The following is a 23,881-nucleotide window of genomic DNA, read 5'->3' on the forward strand; positions in this document are numbered from 1 at the left end:
ACGTATGGATCAAAGGTTTGAAAACTACAGGTCGGAGATGATCAACCTTATTACAAGTCGGTACGAACTAAACGGTGCCGTACAAAGTGAGATCCCAAACTTGGATTTTTACTTTTCCAAAGAGCTTACAGAACAGATCAATATTATGTACGAGCCCTCTTTATGTGTAATCCTCCAAGGGGATAAAGCTGTAGGTTTTGGAGAGAACAATTACGGATACGATCATAAAATGTACCTCCTCTCTTCAACCCACCTTCCCGCAAAAATGAAAATACTTAAAGCTTCCAACGAAACACCATACATCTCACTACGAATAAAATTTACACTTGAAAATATCTACGAAGTATTAAAAGCACTTGATTCTCAACAAACAAATTTAGATGAAAATGCCGAAAAAGGTTTGTTTTTCGATGATATGAATATACAGCTCTACGAATCACTCTATAGATTTATGAAACTTTTAGAACGTTCAAAAAAGGATATAGAATTTTTATATCCCCTCCTTACAAAAGAGATCCTCTACAACCTTGTCAAAAGCCAAGGGGGAGCTTTTTTAAGCAAGTTTTGTATGGAGGGAAGTGTTTCAAACAAAATAGTTCAGGTGATAACATATATCAAAGATCACTTTAACGAAAAGCTGAACATAAACACTTTGGCAAAGAGTATAGATATGAGCGAGTCTTCCCTCTACCAACACTTTAAAACGATTACAACCCTCTCCCCTATACAGTTTCAAAAAAAACTGAGACTTGAAGAAGCAAAGCGGCTGTTGCAGTTACAAAACAAAGAGATCAGCGAAGTGGCATTTGCGGTAGGATATGAATCCCCTTCGCAGTTTAGCAGGGAATTTTCAAGAATGTTCGGTTTATCTCCAAAGGCTTTTGCAAATTTAAGAATTGAGGGCGTATAATCTATATAGTAAATCATATATAAAGGATCTGCAATGGCAGTAGTAAGATCTTACGGTGCTACAAAAGAGGTGACTGGTTCATGCCATGTTCTTGAGATTGATGATGTAAAAATCATGATTGACTGCGGTATGTTTCAAGGGGAAGAGGAAGAGAAAAACAAAGATCCATTTTATTTTGAACCTTCCACTATAGACTACATTTTAATTACCCATGCACACCTTGACCACATCGGGCGTATCCCTAAACTTGTAAAAGAGGGCTTTACAGGAAAGATCTATGCCACTGCTGCAACTATGGAGTTAGCGGAGATCATCCTTATAGACAGTGCCAAAATCATGAGTGAAGATTTTCAAACACGATACAGAAAAGCGCAACGTAAAGGTCAAAGTAAAAAGATTGAAAAGCCTTTATATGATCCTATTAATGTTCAAGAAACATTTGAGATGGTCGAATGGGTAAATCCTGAATATGACCAATACTACGATCTGTGTGAAGGGATCAGTTTTGTCTACCGTAATGCCGGGCATATTTTAGGTTCTGCTTTTATAGAGATCTCATATATGGAAAATAACGATTCCCGCTCTATAGTTTTCTCTGGAGATATAGGGAACAACAATGACTTAGTACTCCCCCACTTGGCAAAATGTAAAAAAACAGATGCACTTTATGTTGAGACAACATACGGAGAAAGAGATCATCAGCCCATAGAGGCAACTATACAAGAGTTTAAAGAAACCCTTTTGGCAACTTTAGACAAAGGTGGAAATGTTTTAATCCCCTCTTTTGCCTTAGAACGTACACAAGAACTCTTATGTATATTAAGAGATATGTATGAAAAAGGTGAACTGCCAAAGTGTAAAGTATTTTTAGACTCCCCGATGGCTACACGCGCAACTCAGGTCTATAAACAGTTTGCAAGAGAATTAATACCCAAGTGTCAGGAAAATATCAAAGAAAACGGGAGTGTCTTTAATTTTGAGCTCCTTTCATATACAGAAACGCCTGAAGCATCAAAAAGCATCAATGATGTCAAAAGTCGTGCCATTATAATCGCAGGTGCGGGTATGTGTAACGGTGGTAGGATCGTACACCACTTTAAACACAGAATCTGGGACAAAAACAATGCGGTTATTTTTGTAGGCTTCCAGGCAGAAAGAACTCTTGGACGTGAGATAGTTGACGGAGCACAATGGATCAATGTGTTAGGGGAGGACATAATAGTCCAAGCATCCATCCATACCATCAACGGATTCTCAGCCCATGCTGATCAAGACGGGATCTTAGAGTGGATCTCAGATATTAAAAATCTAAAAAAAGTCTTTTTAGTACATGGTGAACTGGAGAGCCAGACTGCTTTTAAAGAGACACTCAAAGAGAAACTAAACCTTGATGCACACATCGTCTCATTTAAAGAAACAATAGTGCTTGATTAATCAAATAGATATATAATCATTCGATTTTATTACAAAAGGGAAGAGATGATAAAAAACTCTCAAAAACCAAACATAGGTGTATTTTCATATAAATTTTTCGCAAGAGCCAGATTTGGCTTTTTAATTACAATACCGACTATTGTCATCATGGTGATACCTGCATTTTTCTTAGACATGATGGCTACACTCTATCAACTAATAAATTTTAAAGCTTATGAGATCCCTTTAGTAGAGAGAAAAAAGTACATAGTTATAGACAGACATGCTCTGAGTTATCTCAACTTTATGGAGAAGTTCTTTTGTGTCTACTGCGGATACTTTAACGGTGTGATGCAATACGTTTCAGAGATTGCCGCTAGAACCGAAGAGTTCTGGTGTCCGATCAAACATGCAAAAAAATTAGAATTTGAACATGAGAGATATGACAACTACCTTGAATTTGGAGACTCAGAAGGGTACCACGCCAAAAGAAAAAACATTCGCCTTACTATGAGAGCTGAATTAAAAGAGAAAAAGTAGTTTTTTCTCTTTTACAATTCAATTATAATTAACATTTTTGTATTTCTTTAGTGAACATCAAGCTAATCTATATATAATATTCCTTGAATAAATAGTTATATGTCAATGGATAGAAGATGGAGATATTTTTATATTTAACAGAGCCAGCTTGGACAGAAGCATGGATTGAAGGTGGGGAAATACCAATAAGCCTCGCAAGCTCATACTTGTCAGATTCCAGAGAAGGAATCATGACTCCAGATGAAAATTTAGTACATGAGTCGGCTGTGCCAATTCCCAGTCTTAAACAGCATGGATACCATTTTGAAAATGTTAAAGGTTTAACTTTCACTGACAACTATTCAAATGGAATTCGCCTTCCAGATCTTTATAATGCCAATTACTATACCGAGGATGGCCTTATCCTCTCATTCTGCAATCACTTTGATAAGATCACAGCTGGAAGACTTGGGAAAAGGGCATGTGTCAAGATTTTAAATCTAAAAAAAACACGAAGAAAAATAGACAAGCAACTAGGTTGTAAAGGAATAATGAAACCTTGTGAATACACCAATGATCATCAAAGAAATCACTTTTTAAAATCTAAAGAAGATGAGTGGCAAGATGAGTTTCGTATCTTCTGGAAAACTCAAATGCCAAAGTGGGTCAAGATACCTCAAAATACGGCAAAATTAGTGTGGATGGCCGAGTAAACTATAACAAATAAGAGGAGAGGCAATCAAAAACCTACAAGCGGCTTTTTGATTGCTCATTTTAAACATTGTCTAAGACGCTATGCATCTGTTCCTTATGGGCACTTAAATATCTAAAACTTAAGAAGCAAACCCCGATCTAAAGTTATCTTTTTTAACAACGATCTCTTTTTGCTTCTCTTTTCTTTTTGTATCTTTTTCCACAAAGATCTTTTTACGAGTTACTGGATCCATTTCCGTGTAGTACATTACAGCTGAGTATGTTCCAGGCGTCGGTGTAAATACCTGTGCTTGTTCTGGGTTCATCTGCAACTCATCTGTCGTAAAACGTTTTAACTCATGCATATCTTTTTCTGTACAACCAGGGTGTGCTGCGATGAGGTAGTACGTTAAGAACTGCTTCTTCCCCTCTTCCGCATTCAGCTTGTCATACATCTTTTTAAAGTCGATCAGCTCTTGCTTACCAGGTTTTCCCATAAGTTCAAGTACACGTTGTTGTGTATGCTCAGGGGCAACTTTCATCTGACCTGAGATATGGTGTTTTACCATCTCTTTTAGGTAAGAATATCCGTGTTTTTTGTCTGCATTGATAAGATCATATCTAACACCAGAAGCTACGAACGCTTTTCTTACACCCTCAACCTCTCTTACCTGACGTAAAAGATTGATGTTTCTGCTGTGATCCACTTTCATAGAGCTACACAGGTGGTTTGCATCTACACATCTTTGGTGTGCACACGTTCCAAGTTTGAGTTTTTTATTACACTCATACCCATACATATTTGCCGTCGGACCACCTACGTCTGAGATAATTCCCTTGTAGTCTTTGTACTTGTTAAAATCTTTTGCTTCACCGAGGATGCTCTCTTCTGAACGGGTTCTAATCGTACGCCCCTGATGCACACCGATCGCACAGAAGTTACACTCACCCCAACAACCGTGATGGGTCATGATCGAGAACTTGATAGTCTCCAAACATTTTACTTTTCCATCTTTTCTATGGTACGGGTGGAGTTCTCTTGTAAACGGAAGCTTCGAGTTTGCATCCATCTCCTCTTCGTTTAAGTAGTCACACGGAGGGGTTTGGATCAGGTATCTGCCGTCAACCTCTTCACAGAGACCGTTTGCAGAGATCGGATCGTTATTGTCGTAAAAGATATCGAACATATCTATGTACTTCTCTTTGTTATCGAGACAATCTTGGTGTGAAGGGAGTTGAATATACTCATGCACAGGCTCTTTAGAGATGTAACAAATTCCCCGTATATCTCTATAGTCACGTCCCTCATCGATCGCACGAGTAAGCTGCTCTAGAGCTATCTCACCCATACCGTAGATCATCACATCCGCTTTTGAATCAAATAAAATAGGCTTTTTTAGTTTATTTTGCCAGTAATCGTAGTGGGTAATACGGCGAAGTGAAGCTTCGATCCCGCCAAGTACGATAGGTACTGTATTTTTAAAATAGCGTCTGATTAAGTTAGTATATACAAGTGTCGCACGATCGGGACGCTTGTTATTTACACCGCCGGGTGTATAGTCGTCTGAGTTACGGAATTTTTTAGTTGCGGTATAGTTTGAAACCATAGAGTCAACGCTTCCGCCGCTTACTCCCCAGTACAGACGTGGCTCTCCCAAACGTTTAATATCTACATCGCTTTTAACATCTGGCTGACCTATCATACCTACGCGGTAACCCATACGCTCTAGCATACGCCCAACCATTGCCACACCAATAAACGGCGAGTCTATATAGGCATCACCGCTTACCAAGATTACATCACACTGATCCCAACCGCGAGCCTCCATTTCAGCTCTTGTTGTCGGTAAAAAGTCTTTCTCTTTGAATGTTACTGTGTCTCTGTTTTGATTGTGTTGGTTGCGGTTTTTATTACGTCTGCTCAATTTTATACCCGGATATATAATTTTTTTGTATCATACATTGTCAATGCTTTAATTATTGCATTATTCTTTGGTTAATTTGAACAAGTCAGCTTTACACTACTATCTCAATAGTCTGCTTGTTTTGGATACTTTTGTATATAGCATCTTTGAGCTTATCAAAAAGTGTTTCAATGCTATCTGTTTCACTAAGTTCCGTAACACCAAAGTTGTATTTAATATCTCCATCAAGCACTTCTACAAACTCTTCTGCGATTTTTTGGGCTAAACGATGTGCACCGCCCAGCGAAGTATTACTTGCTAAAACTATAAAATGCCCCTCTTCCACTTTTCCAAAGTAGTCATTCTGACGAATACCTTTTTGAATAATTTCACCTGCTCTTTGGAGAAAAGCTCTCTGCTGTTGTTCAGAAATGGCAGAAAAATCAAATTTCAACCCTATAACAGATAATTCAACTTTATAGCGCTGTACACGTGCTATTTCACGTGAAAGTACATCTTCAATAAAGATACGGTTGTAGGCTTGAGAGATAGGATCTTTTTCAAGCACTTCAACTAGATCTTTAGAGAGTTCAGAGATCTTAGTATCTTTTGTCCCATTCGTTGAGGAGTCGCTTTCATAAAGTTTTGCATATCTTTTGATATGAAACATCAAACTAAAAGTATAAAGAAAAGTACTAATAAGTACATTCCCGATAACCACAGCGGTAAAAAGGTCATAATATACAAAATCTTTTGGCAAAGAGTGCACCATAATGATCGCCAGTGCACCTTTCATCCCTGAGAGTGTAAGTGCATATGTCCAATAAAAAGGGAGCTTGGAACTAATTACCAGAACACTCAGACTTCCAAAACGGATCACAGTTGTGATGAGAAACACAACAACAATTTCATAGATATAATGACTTAATAATGACAAATCTATAATATTTGCGATTACAACAAACACAACTGCATTGGCAAAGATTCCCAGAAACATCGCCTCTTTTTTATATTCACGGAACTCATGTTTAGTAATAGCAGGAATGTTTTTCAACAGATCGATAAAGGCATCGTAAGTTTTTACCGTATTTGAAAATTCAAAAGTTTTAGGATGGAGCCTGTTTTCACGCTCCACCAACATTTTAAATACTATTACCGAAACTACAATAGATAAGATTCCTGCAATGTGGAAATGTTCAGCTAATAAAAAAGAACTTATCACGATCAGATAGATAACAAGGAACTGATCAAAAGGGTTACGCAACATCTTCAGGGCTAAAAAACCAAACAATGCACTGACACCACCTATCAAACTTGAAAGCACTAAAACTTTTAAGACTGTAAAATTGATAGAGAGAACATCAACCGAACTCCCCTGTAAAAGAGGCAAGGCTACGAAGTAGTAAAGGATCAAGGCTGTCACGTCATTAAAAAGAGATTCTGATTCCGCATAGATCTTCAGACGCTGCGGCAGAGTAAACCTAGACATAATTGCACTTACCGTAATTGCATCTGTAGCCATTAGCATTGCATAAAGTGCCACAAGCATCCCGATGGTAAATCCATACTCAGGCAAGAGATATGGCGTCACAAAAACCGCAATAGCTATGGAGACAACAACAGACACTACTGCAAGATAAAATATCTCTTTTGCGTAGTTTTTCAGCTCTTTTACCGATATGTTTAAAATATCAGGAAGCAAGATAACGGGGAGCATCAGATAAAGGACCTCATTAAACTCCTGCTTGCTGATAGAAAAAAGTTGAGGAAAATAGAGAGAAAGGAGAAAGGCATAAAAAATAGTTGCTAAAGTAGCGGGGATTTTTGTCATCTCTTCAGTCAAACGGGAAAGTAATATTATCAACAATAAAATTGTAATCAGTAAAAGCATTCTCACCCCACTTGCTTAGTTTTGCTACTTAATAATACTACAAACCGTCTAAAAGCTCTTTAAAATCTCATTTATGGTTCCATGAATATAATTTTTTTGTATAATACTTGAAAATATGTACAAAGAATAAAAATGAATTATCCTTATGAAAACTTAGAAAATTTTACACTTAAAGCACTGCTTGATCGCTCAACTACACTTTTCGGGCAAAAAGATGTACTCTCATTTGTAGGAAAACAGCCGTTAAAATATCGTGAACTTGATGAAAAAGTCAAAGCGATGGTAGAGCTGTTAAGTGAAAGAGGGATCACAAAAGGTGATAAAGTAGCACTCCTTAGTGAAAATATGCCAAACTGGGCTGTTGCCTATCTTGCTATTACATATTTCGGAGCTATTGTAGTTCCTATTTTACCCGACTTTAACCCTTCAGATGTCCATCATATCATCAGACACTCTGAGGCCAAAGCTGTTTTTGTATCCGAAAAACATCTTCAGACGATCGAAGATCTTGGAAACTCTGAAATAAAGTTTGTTATAGAGCTCGATACTCTAAAACTTGTAGATCATCTCACAAACCATTCTTACATGGAGTTGATAAAACAAAAGTTTTCTCCAAAAAAAGAGTTGCCTAAACCGGATGAAGACTCTCTTGCTGCCATTCTTTACACTTCAGGGACGACAGGACATTCAAAAGGGGTAATGCTTACACATAAAAACTTAGTTACAAATGCACTTACTTCATATAAAAATATTGAGATCACACCTGATGATATCTTTTTATCTATCTTACCTTTGGCACACACATTTGAGTGTACGGTTGGAATGCTAATCCCTATGGTTCACGGGTCAAGCGTAGTTTATATTGATAAAACACCTACTCCGACAGTGCTCTTAAAAGCTTTTGAAGTAGTCCGCCCGACAATGATACTCTCTGTACCGCTGATCATTGAGAAGATATTTAAAAATAAAATTCTTGCAAAATTCCACCACTCTTTTGTTCTGAAACATATCTATAAAGTTCCATTTATGCGTAAAAAACTGCATAAACTAGCAGGGAAAAAACTGCTGGAGACTTTTGGTGGAAGACTAAGAATGTTTGCAGTAGGAGGGGCACCTCTTGCAGGTTATGTAGAACAGTTTCTAATAGACTCCGACTTTCCTTACCTTGTGGGATACGGTCTTACAGAAACAGCACCACTTCTTGCCGGAACTAGAATGGGGATGGAGCATAAAATAGGTTCTACAGGTCTTGCAATGCCGGGTATCGAGATTAAAATTAAAAACCCTCACCCGTTTGACGGCGAAGGGGAAATTGTCGCGAAATCGCCTAGCGTTATGTTGGGATACTATAAAGATGAAGAGAAAACAAAAGAGGTTTTTGATGAGGATGGCTATTTTCTCACAGGTGATCTTGGCTATATAGATGAAGATGGTTACATTTTTATAAGCGGTAGAAGTAAAAATATGATTCTGGGCCCTAGCGGAGAGAACATTTACCCTGAACAGATCGAATCGATTATTAATCAGAATGAAGCGGTTTTAGATGCACTTGTTATGCAGCAGGACGGAAAACTAGTGGCACGTATTCATCTTGATTATGAGTTAATCGATAAAATGTTTGAAGCAAACCATACACCAGATGATGTTGTCAAACAAAAGATTACAGAGTATTTGGAAAATATGAGAGTTGAAGTAAATACGCAAATGGCATCATTTTCTAAGATTACAAAATTTATTGAGCAGATTGAGCCGTTTGTAAAAACTCCTACGAAGAAGATAAAACGCTACCTCTATACAGCGTAATCTACTCGTATTTGGAAAATGCTATAATGAAGCAGAATTAATAACAGAGGATTGGTACAATTCCAATGACTGAACATCATTTTGATAACGAAGCAATCGTAGAGGGTGAATTACAACTCTTTAGAACGCTTTGGCATACTTCAAACGACAATCTTTTCATTGTACGACGAGATACAAATGGGGAGTATATCAGTGAAAAGAGCAACCGATCTTTAGAGCAAACATTTCACCTTCTTCCTAATCAAATGGATGGAATAGCGCTTAAAGAGATTCTAGACGAAACGACCTACAAAAAGATTATAGATCGTTATGACGAGTGTATTAAAAAAAACAAGCCTGTAACTTATGAAGAGAAACATCTCATAGATGAAAGTGGCGAGAGGTTTTGGATAACTACTATATTACCGGTTACCGATCAGGAAAGTGGAATTATTAGAATTCTTGGAGTATCAAGAGAGATCACACCTATTCGAAAGGCTGAACAAACACTCCAAGAGCTTAATGAAAAACTAGAACAAAAAGTGATAGAACGAACAAAAGAGCTGACTATAGCATTACAGCAGATGGAAAAACTCTCTATTACAGATAAGTTAACCAATCTGTACAACCGTTATAAAATTGAAGAGGTTCTCAATAGTGAAATTCATCGAGCTCAGCGATACGATACACATTTCGGTCTTCTCATGCTCGACATAGATAAGTTCAAAAACATCAATGACAACTACGGACATATCCAGGGTGATAAGATTTTACAAGAGTTCTCAAATATTCTTAAAAACTATATCAGAGAGAGTGATAGTGTCGGCAGATGGGGTGGTGAAGAGTTCTTAGTCATAACTCCGATCTCTTCTCAAGAGGCAATTATAACGTTTGCTGATAGACTTCGTAAGGTGATTGAGGAACATAATTTTGATACAGTAGGCAATATTACCGTTAGTATCGGGGCAACGATTTATCAAAAAGGGAGTACTATAGAGAGTTTAATTGCAAAAGCTGATAATGGACTCTATGCTTCCAAAAACAATGGAAGAAACAGTGTCCATTACCAATAATATTTTAAATTATTTAAATTGAGGTTGTACGAAAGGTACTACTTGTTTTTTACGGCTAAGAACACCCTCTAACCAAGCTTTGTTGTTTTCAAGTTTTACATCAAATGCAGCTTCGATTTTAGAAGCATCATCAGATACTACGAAAAGTTTTGAACCCTCTTTGATAATATCAGTTAAAAGAATTAAAACAGTGTGTAGGCCACCCTCTTCTTTCATCTTTTGCATATCTTCCATGATTTCATCTTCACGTGGTTCAAGTACAGAGATATCTACCATCTCTAATTGACCGATACCAACTTTAGTACCATTCATATCGAACTCTTTGTAGTCACGTGTATTTAAGTTACGAGCAGATGCACCGTCAACTGCAGATTTTGCAATGAACATATCCATAGCCATTTTTTTGTAGTCTTCAACACCACAAATTTCACTTAACTCTTTTACAGCTTTTGTGTCAACTTTTGTACAAGTCGGTGAACGGAAAATTACAGTATCGCTTAAAATAGCAAGCATCATCATCCCTGCGATATCTTTTGGTGGTACTACACCGTAAGATTTATACATCTCATAAATTACCGTATTTGAACAACCGATTGGTCTGATCCAAGCTTCTAGTGGAGCATCAGTAATAAGATCACCTAGTTTATGGTGGTCTGCAATACCCACGATTGTAGCTTCATCAATATCGTCTTGAAAATGAGGCTTATCTGTTGAGTCAATAATAAATACTTTCTCACCAGCTACAGAAGTTTTTAACATAGGAACTTTGTCTGCATAACCGAATGTGTCTAAAATAAACTGTGTTTCAGCAGAAATATCACCTTGACGTGCCGGGATATATTCTTCATCTTCTACTTGATTTTTTAAGTATGATAGTGAAATTGCACCTACAATAGAGTCACTATCTGGATTTTTGTGTCCAAATGCATATACTGACATAATTCTAGCCTTTAAATTTTTTTCGAATTATACACTATTCTTTAACAAATCCGGAAAATTTAATACTTTTAAAGAGATTTTGAAAAGTTCACGTTTTGAAAGCGGTTTTTTCAAGTGTCCTACAACTCTTGCTCCATTTTCACTGATGTGTGCATCTTTAACACTTGAATGGGTCAATGTTACAACAGGTGCATCACTGATTTTTGCGAGTACTTTTGAGATTGCATTTTCATCACTTGTAAGCACTTCTATATCTATAAGTATCATATCAAACTTGGAGCGCTTGAGCTCTTCAATAGCATCTCTTGGAGTTTCAAAGTGCAGCACTCGCACATGACTCTCTAAAAATGACTCCATAATAACCTGTGCACTATCATGATCACTATCAATAACTAAAATGTTTGCACCATCTGGTGATATTTGCGCAAAATTTATCTCTAGATCGTGATTCTCATGTTCTGCACTTGGAAGTACAACTTCTATATCATTAAGAGACAAGATAAATGTAGCACCTTTACCATACTCACTGTAAAATGTAAGATCCCCGTTCATCAATTGAGCAATTTTTTTATTGAGTGATAATCCCAAACCGTCAGCTTCAAACATCTCAAATATTTTTGGCTGATCCTCTTTTTTTATCCCTGTACCGCTGTCTTCTACAATCACTTGAAGATTGATAGTATTATGAGCAATATTAGCTCCGTTAGGTTTTACATAAACATTAACGTTGCCATCTTTTGTAGCACGGATACTGTTACTTACAAGATTATCAACGATCAACTTTATTTTACTTGCATCAAAGATTAATGATTCGGGAAGAGTTTTATCTATATCGAGCGTTAACTTTATCTTTTTCTTAGCAGCACTGTTTTTATAACTATCTACAATAGTATTGAATAAGAAAGAGAGTTCAACCGCATTTTCATTGATATCGTAACTTCCTGCATCGATCTTTGAAAGAGCCATCATACTTTCTATCAATTCCAATAGCTGATTGCCCGATGTTAAAATATCTTTTGCGTGGGAGTTAAGCTTTTCGTTTTGCAGGTCTTTAGCTAGGATCGTAGCGTATGCGATAATAGTTTTTACAGGAGATTTCAGATCATCTTTTACTTTTGAAAGGAAATCGTATTTTACTTTTACCGCCTCTTGAGCAATCTCCTTGGCATTTTCAACTTTATCTCGTTGTCTCTCCAGTTCATTTTCCAAGTGTTCAATCTTTTTCAGCTGTTCAGAGATAAGGCTTGTTTCCATCCCCTGATACGATTTTTTTGACTGATACTCTTTTTTTAGGTGATTATCTTCATAGTGTAAACTAACTATCTCACCTTTTAAACGCTCTATCTCTTTATCTTTCTTAGAGGTACTATGTAAAAAAACAAGAACAATAATCCCGCTAAATATGATAAAAACGGCTAATATTATTACAATAGGAAGATCAATATCTATCAAGTTTATTCTCCGTCAATTAACTCTTTAAATACCTCAATATGTTCTGCAAACAGGTTAACGAGTCTAGGATCGAATTTTTTCCCTTTCTCATCTAAAATATACTTCGCAGCATCTTCAAAAGACCAAGCCTCTTTATAGATCTTTTTCTCTAAAAGAGCATCTAAAACACTTACAATTGCAACTATTCGTGCATAGATGTGGATCTCATCACCTTTTAACCCTCTAGGATAACCTGAGCCGTCAAAGTTTTCATGATGTTCATAAGCAATAATTGCAGCAGCATTAATCAGTTTTTTACTTGAGTTTTTCAAGACATTTAAGGCAAGCTTTGGATGTTTTTGCATCACTTCAAACTCATACGTGGTAAGTTGGTCAGGTTTATTAACGATGGCATCTTCGATAAAAATCTTACCGATATCGTAAAGCGGTGCAGCCAAATAAACCATTTTTATCTGTTCTTCTGTCAGCGTTCCGTCTAAAATAGCAAGCTGTTTTGCAAAATCAGCAACTCTTCTAATATGACCGACCGCCTCTATACTGTTTTCTTCTACCATCGCCGAGAGTATATACACCATCTCTTTTTGAGCATCTTCAGTTTCCGATAAAAGACGGTTTTGTGTACTAGAGAGTTTTAATGATTTTCTATAACGGTAAAATTCTGTATGATGTCTTACTTTGACTTTGAGTTCAGCTCTATGGATTGGGGCTCGTATATAGTCGATACAACCAAGTTCAAATCCCTCATCAAGCTCGTCGTAATCATCCTCTTCTACCATAAGAACAATAGGTATTTCCTGCAGTTCAGGATGACTTCTAATAATTTGACATAACTCCAAACCATCAACTTCTGACATCCTTAGAGCTATTAAAATGAGATCAAAATGCTTCGTCTTTAAAAGTTCTACAGCATCTTGAGAGTTTAACGCATAGGAGAATCCATATCCGTTATCTCTTAGAAGTTCGATTATATCCTTCGTGTGTTCAATTACGTCATCAACAATTAAAATTTCATCTTTGATACTCATAGTTTCTACCCGTTTATTTTGGTCTTGTAGAAACTATTATACCATCTACTTGTGTAAAAGCAACTCTTTTTCTAAATATTTACCTGTATACGATCCTGACTTCTCATAATTAGCAGCTAACTCTTCCGGTGTTCCGACATCTATAATCTCTCCACCGCCTGAACCACCTTCAGGTCCCATATCTACAATATAGTCGGCATTTTTAATCATATCAAGGTTATGTTCAATGATTAACACGCTATTACCGAGTTCAACAAATTTATGAAGAACACCCGTCAGTCTGTCAACATCGGCAAAATGCAGTCCAGTTGTCGGTTCATCTAAGATATAAAGTGTTTTTCCCGTATCTTTTCTACTTAACTCTTTAGAGAGTTTGATACGCTGTGCTTCACCGCCTGAAAGCGTTACCGCATTTTGTCCGAGTGTAATATATCCAAGACCTACATCTACAAGTGTTTTTAGTTTCTGATGAATTTTAGGAATCGGTTTGAAAAACTCATACGCTTCATCTACCGCCATATTAAGAACATCAGAGATAGTTTTCCCTTTATAGAATACTTCCAGAGTTTGTTGGTTGTATCTATGTCCCTGACAGCTGTCACACTTCACCATAATATCCGGCAAGAAGTGCATCTCAATTTTGATCTCACCCTCACCCTGACATTTCTCACAACGCCCACCTTTAACATTAAAAGAGAATCTTGATGCCGTATAACCGCGGATCTGAGACTCTTTTGTTTGTGCAAAAAGATTTCTGATCTCATCCATCACACCCGTATAAGTTGCAGGATTTGATCTCGGAGTTCGCCCGATCGGGCTTTGATCGAGGTAGATCACCTTATCTACATTTTCAAGTCCCGTGATCTCTACACCCGCTACTTTATTTACTTTTCTTGCATGGTTTAAAAGCTCTCTTGCTGTCGGTAAAAGTGTTTGTAAAATAAGGGAACTTTTTCCACTTCCACTTACACCGGTAATACATACAAAGTTATTAAGAGGGATTTTTACACTCAGGTCTTGAATATTGTTCAGAGTTACATTTTTTATCTCTATAAACTTCTCTTGTTCCCTGCGATAAAAATACTCGATCTTTTTTCTTCCAAAAAGATAATCAGCAGTCGTTGTTTTTGCTTTTTTTAGCTTATCGAGTGTCCCTGAGAATACGACACTTCCACCGAATTTTCCTGCACCTTCACCGATATCTACAATAAAGTCGGCATGCTCAATCGTCTCTTTATCGTGTTCAACCACGATCACGCTGTTCCCTTTTTCCTGAAGGTTTCGAAGGGTCTTGATCAGTTTTAACGTGTCACGCTCATGCAGACCGATACTCGGCTCATCAAGTACATACATAACACCTGTCAGACCTGAGCCGATCTGTGAAGCGATACGAATACGCTGTGCCTCACCACCGGAGATCGTACGTGCATCACGTCCAAGAGTGATATATCCAAGTCCAACATCATGTAAAAAGAAAAGACGTTCACGAATCTCATTTAAGATCGGTGCGGCAACCATCTCATTTTGCTTGTCCATGTAAGAGAAGTTATCCTCTGCGGCAAACCATTCATACGTTTTGGTGATTGGCATATCTAAAAGTTCAGGGATCTTTTTCTCACCCACTTTTACCGCTAGTGATTCAGGTTTAAGTCTGTGTCCGCCACAAACATCACACACCTTCTCACTCATATAATCATTGAGTTCTTTCTCATCTTTGAACATATCGTAAGCGATGCGGACAATTCCCGGCCAGATACGTTTTACTTTATGTTTTTTCCATAAAAATTCCACTTCACCGATAGTTCCGTGTAAAATAGCTTTTTGCTGATGCGTTTCAAGTTCAGAGTATGGGATAGTGATATCGATCTCATTCGCTTCACAGAACCCTTTTAAGAATGTAAAGTAGTACCCTTTGTTAAAACCGTATACGATCTTAATAGCACCCTTCTCAATACTCAAATCCTGATCTATAATTTTCTCAATATCTAAAGTGTAACGAAGCCCTAAACCGTCACATTCGCTACATGCACCCTTTGGAGAGTTAAACGAAAAACTAAGTGGTTCTAATGGGTCAAAACTGATCTTACAGTCAAAACATGCATTGTGTTCAGAGTAGTGAATATGCTCTTTACAATCTACCTCTTTATGGTTTAGTACATCGATCTCTAACTCACCGTAACTCTCTTTAAGTGCTTTTTCTACAGACGATGCAATACGATCTTTGTTGTCCTCTTTAACAACTACACGATCCACTACAACCTTGATCGTATGTTTTTTCGTTTTTGAAAGCTCGATCTCATCATCAAGTCTTACCATTACACCGTCGATCATTGCACGCACATACCCTTTATGTACCAATGATTCGATAAGATCAGCGTATGAGCCTTTATTTTCACGAACAAGAGGTGCAAGCATTACAAGCTTTGCACCTTCTGGGAGTTTTGCCACCTCGGCTATGATATCTGAAGCAGACATCTGAGAGATCACCTTGCCACATTTATGACAGTGTTGTACCCCTACACGTGCATATAAAAGTCTGAAATAGTCGTATATCTCCGTAATTGTTCCAACTGTTGAGCGCGGGTTTTTAGAAGTTGTTTTTTGATCAATTGCGATCGCAGGAGTTAAACCCTCGATCTTATCTACATCGGGCTTGCCCACTCTGTCTAAGAACTGTCTTGCATATGATGACAACGACTCCATATAGCGGCGCTGCCCCTCTGCATACAAAGTATCAAAAGCGAGTGTTGATTTACCACTTCCACTAAGCCCTGTCATAACTATCAGTTCATTTTTCGGAATTGTTAAATCTATATTTTTAAGATTATTCTCTTTTGCACCTGTTATTTTGATAACATCTTTTTTACCCATTTATAAACACTCTCTTCATTAAATAAGCCACTACAAATACGTAAAATATAACTATCAGTTTTTTTTGTAGTGTTACTTCTATTTTATCTTTAAAATGTATCCCTATATACACACCTAACAGGGATATAATACCTATAATAATACCTCTTTGAAAATCAACATGTCCTTCAAGCGTATGGGAAATAAGCCCCGCTATTGAAGAGAACACAACAAAGAATAAACCTGCAGAAATTGCACGTTTTAGTTCTACATGCAAGAATCCTACCAATATAGGTACAAGCATAATACTACCGCCTACACCGATGGTAATACTCATCATACCTATAAATATCCCGATAATAAAAAGGATACTTTTTTTTACCTCTTTAGGTTCTGCGGCCTCTTTTACAGGCATAAACAGTCTAACGAGTGCAAATGTAGCAAAAAGTAGGAAAAAAACTTCTAAAGTTTTATTACTAAATGCTGCCGTTATAAAACCGCTAAGTGAAGCACCAACAAAGCCACCAAGGCCTATGAAAGTAATCATGGCAACATCAAGGGTACCTTTTTTATGGTTTATGTAACTTCCAAAGATCGATCCAAAAACCATCTGTACAACAGAGATACCGATCGCTGTTTTTGTATCAATCCCCAGCATTAAAAGCAAAGGGACCAAAATAGTCCCTCCACCTATACCAAAAAACCCGGATAAAAACCCTGTAAGCAGCCCAACTGTCAATAATTCAATCATAAGTGCAATTATAGCGAATTCTAATACAATTTAATTTTCATTTGTGTTTGCATAAAGTATAATCATCCCTATAATAAATTATGGCGGTTAAAAATGTTAAATAGTATTGAAGAAGCAGCGGTAAACTTTTGTATCCATCAAATTCGTGAAGATCATGGGGTAAAAGAGGGTATTACAAAAAAGAGAACACTTATTGCTTACATAGATTTAGATGCTCAAGACGGAAAAAAATATCGAGCATATATCGCATCAGATTCAGGCTTTATGCAAAGAGTTTCAAAACTTTTTCTTGAAGAGGATGAGAGTGATGAAGAGACACTTACAGATATGACATTAGAAACAGCCAACTTAATCATTGGAAGTGCTAAAGTTATAGCTGAAGAAAAAAGTCAAAACCCATATACGATAAATACACCGTATTTTGAAAAAATCGGGGAATTTGATCTTGAATATGACGATGCTAAAACTATTCAAGTCGGCGATGATGAAATAACTATAGCACTTAAGGAAGTCAATGCCTAAAAAACCTTTTAACAATAAAGAAGACTTATCATGGATGGACTACTCCGGAATTCTCGATATGGAGGTGGAGTTTATAGCTGATCTCGGTGAAACAGACCTCTCACTTAGAGAAATTCTCAAACTTGAAAAAGGTTCTATTATTGATCTTAAAAAACCTGCAGGTGAAAGTGTAGAAGCTTATGTAAACGGTCGTATTTTAGGAAAAGGCGAAGTTATGGTATATGAGAAAAACCTTGCTATCCGTATTAATGAAGTTTTAGATTCATCAGCTGTTTTATACTACTTATCTAAAGAGAGATTATGATCAAATATTTACTTCTATTTCTACTTCCTTTTTCACTCTATGCCTCTAAAATACTTAGTTACAATATCTACGAAAGAACAGACCGCGCAGATGTAATGATCACATTTGATACACCCTACTCCGGAGTGATTAAACAAAGTAAAGGGAAATCAAAAACCGTTTTAAAACTTTCAGATGCTTCTATAGAGTCTTCAAAAATCAAAAAAGTAAACTCTAAGTACCTTAAATCGTTAACTATTACACCTCTTGCAGACTATACTCAGATCGTAGCTGTAACTCCAAGTTATGTAAAACTGGCAGCTTCAAAAACATCTGACGGATATGGGCTTAGATTACGTTTTACAGAGCACTCTGCTGCAAAAACAACGCAACAAACTACGACATCTTCATCACCTGACCTTTCAGCTTTACCGACAAAACAGGGTGATGACTTATCTATGAGTTACTATGTAGTTATTGCTATCTTAATTATCGGTATCATCATCCTTTTCTATCTGAAAACTAAAATACAAACGAAACAGACACCAAAAACACAGCAAAAGCAAAACTCTTGGTTATTTAAGCAAGAAGAGGCGAAGCAGATGCAAGAAGCAGCAGCTCCTGAAAACAATGAAAACAATAATAAAAACAACGAAATTTCTATCCGTTTTCAAAAAAGCCTAGATGAGCATAATAATGTTGTTATGCTGGACTTTCTTAACCAAAGTTATCTTGTATTACTCGGTAACGGAAACATCTTGCTTGATAAATTTACGGATAATAAACCATCAACTCAACAAGAGTTTGAGACTATTCTTCGAGACAGACATGCAGAACTTGAGAAGTTTTTAGAAAATCCCACACCTCAATCTCATCATTTAGATCTTAATGAGCCTCTACAATCTTATAAAGAGAGAGCAGCAAGTTTAGCTTACGGAGAATAAGCTAAACCTGTTTTAACCACAACATCCCGTATGCTTCAATAGTAAGCATCTTTTCAGTACACGGTTTATGTGTAATAATCTCTAAAAGATTTGTATCACAATGATCTGATATATCTATCTCGATCGTACGATCTGAGAAGTTATACAGCGTAATAATAGCTTCACTTTTATCTCTGGAAAAATGTTTTATAGCAAAGATATCATTCCCTAACTCCAACGTCTCAAACGTAGCATACGGATCAAAAGCTTTTTCATTGATACGGATAGAGATCAGCTGTTTGTATCTTTTAAATATGCTGTTGCGTAAACCGTTTTCATCTTCCAGTTCCTCTTTAACATTATCAAAGTTCAACTTCTCTCTGTTTATGGCTCTATTTCTTCTCGTCTTTTTAGCACCTTCAAAATAGCTCTCAGAACCAACCAATGAATGAAAATATATTCCCGGAACTCCAGGCATTGTAAGTGTTACAGCTTGAGAGAGCATCATCCTTTTAACACGCAGACTTTGTTCAGCATCAGGATGAGTCAATATATCTATATAGCTGCTGTTTAATTCATACGGTGCTTTTTCATCACCTCCGTTCATCGCTCTGTATGAGACTAAACCGTTATGTGCTAAACAGGACTCAACTAAAAACTCTATCTCATCATGAGTCAGTATATCACTTACTGCACGTAATCCGACTCCGTCATGGCTTGCCGTAAAGTTAAAGAAGCAAACTTTGTCACTAGGCAGTTTTAAACCTTTTGCCCATTGTGTCAGCTTGGTCGTATCCCCTTTTAATATTGAAAAGGCAAGAAGCGGCGGTAATGCAAAGTTATATACCATTTGCGCCTCATCATCCCCTTCACCGAAATAGGAGATATTCTCATCATGCGGTACATTTGTTTCAGTGATGATCAATACCTCTGGAGCAACTTCATGAATCACCTGTCTCATTAACTGGATTAATGCATGAGTTTGGGGCAGATGGACACATTTTGTTCCCACCTCTTTCCAGATAAAGGCTATGGCATCGAGACGTAAGAGGGATGCACCGTGTTGTACATAAAACAGCAGTACATCCAAAATTTTAATGAGTACTTTATAGTTCGCATAATTAAGGTCAACCTGATCGCGACTAAAAGTTGTCCAGATACTTCTCTTTTTCCCTTCATCATCTGTATATTCACTAAGCAGTGGAATTGTTCGAGGTCTTACTACGGCAGAGAGATCGGTAGAGGGGTCTAATTCTATAAAAAAGTCCAAATAATTTGGATGGTTTGCAAGATATTTATTAAACCATTCACTCAGTTGACTAATATGGTTGATCACTCCATCAAACATTAACCTGTGATCTTTACTCAAAGCTTTAATATCTCTCCATGAACCCATAAGCGGAGAGACACCTTTATAGTTTACTATTGAAAAACCGTCATCGCTTGAATATGGATAAAACGGCAAGATATGTACAGTATTTATATAATCTTCAACATATTCATCTAAAAACCTCTTTAATGTAGCAAGAGCAGTTTCCTCTTCATGAAATATTTGGTTACCGTAGGTGATAAGTATTATATCTTTTTGAGTCAAAGTATAAGGCTCTGCTTCAATAAGTTTTTTATATTTATTGATAAGGTCCATAATCTTTTCATATGCTTTTACCGCATCGCTTCCACTGTAGATTAAAACCAATGCATCTTTAATGAGTTGCAGTCTGTCTTTCGTCTCATTCAATGCTTCTGACATCTTATTCTCCTATGATTAAGATTTGACACTATTAATGAAAGATTCCGATATTTCAGGAAATACTGAACGTACACTTGTCCATGCAGAGAGTGCCGGAACTCCAAGAGGATCTACCGAGAACTCCTCACAAGCTCTCTCTAATGCTTTTTCAAAGTTTTCAACAACATCTATCTCTTTTTTACGATCGTATGTTACACCGTTTAATTTTGCCAAGGCGTCAAACTTACCTATCGCTTTTCTACTCTCATGGAAAAATGTTGCACGTAATGTTTTTAAAGATTCATTAGAAAAAATGATCCCTTGTTGCGACATAATTCTAAAAATAGTTTGTGCGATATCGATAGCCATTTTTGCTATACCGCCGTCAAGCTCATTCTCTTTATCTTCACTTTTAAGTTCTTGATGCTTATGCTCGTAACTGTGCATAATCTCCGTCTGACAAATTCTTCTGACCGATGTATTGTCAAACACTTCACTGAGTGTTGAGACCTCGAGTCCCCATGTAGGTGAGATTCTGATACTGCGGGCTAAAGTTCTGATAAATGAAAACTCTCCAGAGAGTGCATAACGGAAACTTCCCATATACTCTAAGTATCTGCAATCTCCGTAAGTTAAACGCAATGCCGTTATCAGCGGTGAATAGAAAAGTCTTGTAGCTCTACCGTGAAGCTTATTTGTAACTCTTGAATAGTAGCCTTTGTTAAACTCGAAATTTAGTGCGGGGTGTACAATAGGATAAAATAGTTTCGCAGGGATTTCACGGGAATAGTTAACAATATCGCAGTCATGTAAAGCAAAAGCATGGGCATTTGGGTCTGAGAGAGCGTGACCTATCATTGTCCAAACATTTCTCCCCTTCCCTTTTATATCTAAACTTCCAAAACCAACCTCTGCTATCTCTTTATAGAGAGCTTGTATCTCAGGACCGTCATTCCATAAAATATCTACAGGAATATCAAGAACAGACATAATCTCTTTTACTTTTTCATACTGCTCTTTTGTTGCCGCGTCAAGTCCTAAAATAATTTTATAGATATACTTTACACCTTTTAGTTCATTAAGTATAGTCTGCATTGCCGGTGTTTCAAATTCAGAGTAAAGTGCCGGTAACAACAACACCATATTGCGTCGTTTAGCAAACTTTTCCAACTCTTGTTCGATATCCTCTAAACTTCTCTCTGAAACATTTTGCAATGTCGTAATAATCCCGTTTTGAAAAAAATCTGCCATATTTACTCCCTTTTTGTTTGTTTTAAAATAATTACAAAATCCATAACATTTGTCCCTGTCAAACCTGTAATAAATCCAGACCCGAGTTTTTGAAAAAATGTAGCACTATCATTAGTTTTAAGATAGCGTTTTGGATCAAGCTTTTTCTTCTTGCTTTTGTTCAAAAGCTCATATTCAACAAATGCTCCATTTGCACTCGAATTTCCATCTACTCCATCACTTCCGGCACATAAGATTGAGATATCTTTTGTCACACACTTACTCATTAACAGCCGTAGTGCCAGTTCACTATTACGTCCGCCGACTCCGTCACCCTTGACCTCTAAAATTGTCTCTCCTCCGATTAAGAGACAAAAAGAGTCATACAATTTATCATACTTTTCTATCTCGCTACAGATATACTTCGCTCCCTTTTTAGAATTTGTATCTAAAGACGTAGTCAAGATCTTTGTTTTTTCTACATAGTTTTTTATATAGTTCTTTGCACCCTCTAGAGCTATTGTATTGTTACCGATAATATAATGTGGGAATCTTTTATCTAACATAGGGGCTGAACCAATCGTTTTCAGATCATCACCAATTACGTCACTTAAAACCAATACATACCCTTGTGCCTTACACACCTTTGCCAACTTTCCGCCCTTAATGGCAGAGATCGATTTTCTCACAGTGTTAAGCGCTTTAATATCTACCCCTGATACAAGTAAAGCGTCCGATATCTTTTGAAACTCCTCCAATGATAAATTATCAATCGGTTTTTCGATCATGGCAGAAGCACCACCGCTTAAAAAGAAAATAAATAGATCATCACTTGTAAGTTTTTTGAGTTCCTTTATCATCTGTGTTGCACACTTGAAGCTTTTTGCTGATACTTTTGGATGGGAGGATTGACAGGTTTTTATATAGGAGAGTTTTTTATTTTTTAAAGAGACGGAAACTCCCCCTTTTATATAAGAACCTAGAATATGTTCAGCTTCTTTGGCCATATCATACCCGGCTTTTCCGACACTGAAAATATAAAGATTTTTAAAAGATTTAAGGGGAATATTTTGATCTGCTATATGTAAAAGGTTTTCATCTATTGCAATGTTTTTTTGTATAATTGTTTTAGCTTGTACATTTTTGAGCGCTTTATAAAATATCTTTTGCAAGAGTATTTTAGAAGACATCACTTAACACCTTTTCGTTAAATCCTGCACTCCCTTGATAAGTCGATTTTTCAATATTTTCTATATCGGTGGTCACGTACCTACCGCAGTGGTTTTGAATAATAATGGGGTTATCGACATTTTTAAACATTGGGATATCATTGTAACTGTCTCCAAAACCAAAGGTCTCTACATCTTCATTAAAAAGTTTTTGAAAAAGACGTGTGGTTTCTTTAACCGCTACACCTTTATCTTGTTCTTTTGCTATAAGATGATAAAAACGTCCACCCTGTGTTACTTGTAAACCGTAACTCTGAGCCAGAGATTGCAGCTCTTTTATTTTAGCGGGGTCTTCGATAACAAAAGGTTCTGTAAAGTCCCTTTGTTTAGCCAACTCGGCATGTTCATAATCCAGCTGTGTTAACTCCATTATTTCATCGATACTCATCTCACTAAACCCTTTCATACCAAACTCTTTTTTATACTTTTCATAAAAGTTCAGTATATCCCTATAACGCTTTCCAAAGAGAATTATTTTATACCCTTCGTACTCTTCTAACTCTTCTAAAGCCAGACCTTGATACCCTTTTGGTATAAACAAAGCTGCACCGTTTTCAGTTATATATGGTTCTATTATACCAACTTTTTTTTGCAATTGGATAACTTCAGCTTTTGTTTTGCTTGTTGTAAATATAAGAGGGGTTTGTGTTTCTTTGATTTTGTTGAGGGCTTGGAGGGACGGTTCGAAAGAGTAATCATCGTGATTTAACAAAGTACCGTCTAAATCTGTAAATATCAGTTTTTTCATACTTATAGTGTAATA

20 protein-coding genes are annotated in these 23,881 nt (G+C 36.8%); 9 read left to right on the forward strand and 11 right to left on the reverse strand.

The genetic code is table 11. The annotated features are described in order from the left end of the window. Positions 1-4: 4 nt before the first annotated feature. The 4 genes from FJR03_RS06465 to FJR03_RS06480 all read left to right on the forward strand — a co-directional run bounded on the left by FJR03_RS06465 (position 5) and on the right by FJR03_RS06480 (position 3,555). A complete protein-coding gene (locus FJR03_RS06465) occupies positions 5-910 on the forward strand; it encodes an AraC family transcriptional regulator (RefSeq protein WP_193112716.1) in 906 nt (301 codons plus the stop codon). Positions 911-943: 33 nt separating this feature from the next. Further along, positions 944-2,344 carry an MBL fold metallo-hydrolase RNA specificity domain-containing protein gene (locus FJR03_RS06470; RefSeq protein WP_193112717.1) on the forward strand — a complete coding sequence of 467 codons (1,401 nt, stop codon included), beginning with the start codon at positions 944-946 and terminating at the stop codon, positions 2,342-2,344. A gap of 45 nt (positions 2,345-2,389) precedes the next feature. After that, a complete protein-coding gene (locus FJR03_RS06475; RefSeq protein ID WP_193112718.1) occupies positions 2,390-2,863 on the forward strand; it encodes a hypothetical protein in 474 nt (157 codons plus the stop codon). 116 nt (positions 2,864-2,979) lie between these two features. Next, positions 2,980-3,555, forward strand: a complete 576-nt coding sequence (locus tag FJR03_RS06480; RefSeq protein WP_193112719.1) for a hypothetical protein — start codon at positions 2,980-2,982, stop codon at positions 3,553-3,555. A 120-nt stretch (positions 3,556-3,675) separates the two neighbouring features. Here the strand turns inward: FJR03_RS06480 and FJR03_RS06485 are convergent, their stop codons facing one another. Continuing rightward, positions 3,676-5,460 (reverse strand): YgiQ family radical SAM protein, encoded by a 1,785-nt coding sequence (locus FJR03_RS06485; RefSeq protein WP_226962090.1) that lies wholly within the window; start codon positions 5,458-5,460, stop codon positions 3,676-3,678. A gap of 91 nt (positions 5,461-5,551) precedes the next feature. Beyond that, on the reverse strand, positions 5,552-7,303 hold the full coding sequence (locus FJR03_RS06490; protein ID WP_255524245.1) for a cation:proton antiporter: 1,752 nt from the start codon (positions 7,301-7,303) through the stop codon (positions 5,552-5,554). A 159-nt stretch (positions 7,304-7,462) separates the two neighbouring features. On the opposite strand from FJR03_RS06490, the gene FJR03_RS06495 reads away from it, so the two are divergent. Beyond that, positions 7,463-9,133 carry an AMP-binding protein gene (locus FJR03_RS06495; RefSeq protein ID WP_193112721.1) on the forward strand — a complete coding sequence of 557 codons (1,671 nt, stop codon included), beginning with the start codon at positions 7,463-7,465 and terminating at the stop codon, positions 9,131-9,133. A 65-nt stretch (positions 9,134-9,198) separates the two neighbouring features. Then, positions 9,199-10,185 (forward strand): sensor domain-containing diguanylate cyclase, encoded by a 987-nt coding sequence (locus FJR03_RS06500; protein WP_193112722.1) that lies wholly within the window; start codon positions 9,199-9,201, stop codon positions 10,183-10,185. A gap of 9 nt (positions 10,186-10,194) precedes the next feature. Here FJR03_RS06500 and FJR03_RS06505 read toward each other — a convergent pair whose 3' ends face one another. Genes FJR03_RS06505 through FJR03_RS06525 form a run of 5 tightly spaced genes read right to left on the reverse strand, consistent with a single transcriptional unit; the run spans position 10,195 to position 17,202 of the window. Beyond that, a complete protein-coding gene (locus FJR03_RS06505; RefSeq protein ID WP_193112723.1) occupies positions 10,195-11,124 on the reverse strand; it encodes a manganese-dependent inorganic pyrophosphatase in 930 nt (309 codons plus the stop codon). 27 nt (positions 11,125-11,151) lie between these two features. After that, entirely contained in the window at positions 11,152-12,576 is a 1,425-nt protein-coding gene (locus FJR03_RS06510) for an ATP-binding response regulator (protein ID WP_193112724.1), read from the reverse strand. Between the two features lie 2 nt (positions 12,577-12,578). After that, complete coding sequence (locus FJR03_RS06515) at positions 12,579-13,601, reverse strand: HD domain-containing phosphohydrolase (protein ID WP_193112725.1); 1,023 nt, start codon at positions 13,599-13,601, stop codon at positions 12,579-12,581. Between the two features lie 45 nt (positions 13,602-13,646). Then, positions 13,647-16,472, reverse strand: coding sequence for an excinuclease ABC subunit UvrA (uvrA, locus tag FJR03_RS06520; RefSeq protein WP_193112726.1), 2,826 nt, complete (start codon positions 16,470-16,472; stop codon positions 13,647-13,649). Beyond that, positions 16,465-17,202, reverse strand: a complete 738-nt coding sequence (locus FJR03_RS06525) for a sulfite exporter TauE/SafE family protein (protein ID WP_193112727.1) — start codon at positions 17,200-17,202, stop codon at positions 16,465-16,467. Before FJR03_RS06525 ends, uvrA begins: the two co-directional genes overlap by 8 nt. A gap of 93 nt (positions 17,203-17,295) precedes the next feature. Here FJR03_RS06525 and FJR03_RS06530 point away from each other — a divergent pair, with 93 nt between their 5' ends. Genes FJR03_RS06530 through FJR03_RS06540 form a run of 3 tightly spaced genes read left to right on the forward strand, consistent with a single transcriptional unit; the run spans position 17,296 to position 18,951 of the window. After that, positions 17,296-17,724 (forward strand): chemotaxis protein CheX, encoded by a 429-nt coding sequence (locus tag FJR03_RS06530; protein ID WP_193112728.1) that lies wholly within the window; start codon positions 17,296-17,298, stop codon positions 17,722-17,724. After that, a complete protein-coding gene (fliN, locus tag FJR03_RS06535) occupies positions 17,717-18,028 on the forward strand; it encodes a flagellar motor switch protein FliN (RefSeq protein WP_193112729.1) in 312 nt (103 codons plus the stop codon). The genes FJR03_RS06530 and fliN overlap by 8 nt, the downstream gene beginning before the upstream one ends. Further along, positions 18,025-18,951 carry a hypothetical protein gene (locus FJR03_RS06540; RefSeq protein ID WP_193112730.1) on the forward strand — a complete coding sequence of 309 codons (927 nt, stop codon included), beginning with the start codon at positions 18,025-18,027 and terminating at the stop codon, positions 18,949-18,951. The genes fliN and FJR03_RS06540 overlap by 4 nt, the downstream gene beginning before the upstream one ends. A 1-nt stretch (position 18,952) precedes the next feature. Here FJR03_RS06540 and FJR03_RS06545 read toward each other — a convergent pair whose 3' ends face one another. Genes FJR03_RS06545 through FJR03_RS06560 form a run of 4 tightly spaced genes read right to left on the reverse strand, consistent with a single transcriptional unit; the run spans position 18,953 to position 23,866 of the window. Further along, positions 18,953-20,680, reverse strand: a complete 1,728-nt coding sequence (locus FJR03_RS06545) for a sugar phosphorylase (protein ID WP_193112731.1) — start codon at positions 20,678-20,680, stop codon at positions 18,953-18,955. 15 nt (positions 20,681-20,695) lie between these two features. Beyond that, entirely contained in the window at positions 20,696-21,910 is a 1,215-nt protein-coding gene (locus FJR03_RS06550; RefSeq protein WP_193112732.1) for a glycosyl transferase, read from the reverse strand. A 2-nt stretch (positions 21,911-21,912) separates the two neighbouring features. After that, positions 21,913-23,079, reverse strand: a complete 1,167-nt coding sequence (locus FJR03_RS06555; protein ID WP_193112733.1) for a glycerate kinase type-2 family protein — start codon at positions 23,077-23,079, stop codon at positions 21,913-21,915. Beyond that, complete coding sequence (locus FJR03_RS06560; protein WP_193112734.1) at positions 23,069-23,866, reverse strand: HAD-IIB family hydrolase; 798 nt, start codon at positions 23,864-23,866, stop codon at positions 23,069-23,071. The genes FJR03_RS06555 and FJR03_RS06560 overlap by 11 nt, the downstream gene beginning before the upstream one ends. Positions 23,867-23,881: the final 15 nt, after the last annotated feature.

The organism is Sulfurimonas marina, from assembly GCF_014905095.1.
Taxonomy (GTDB): domain Bacteria; phylum Campylobacterota; class Campylobacteria; order Campylobacterales; family Sulfurimonadaceae; genus Sulfurimonas; species Sulfurimonas marina.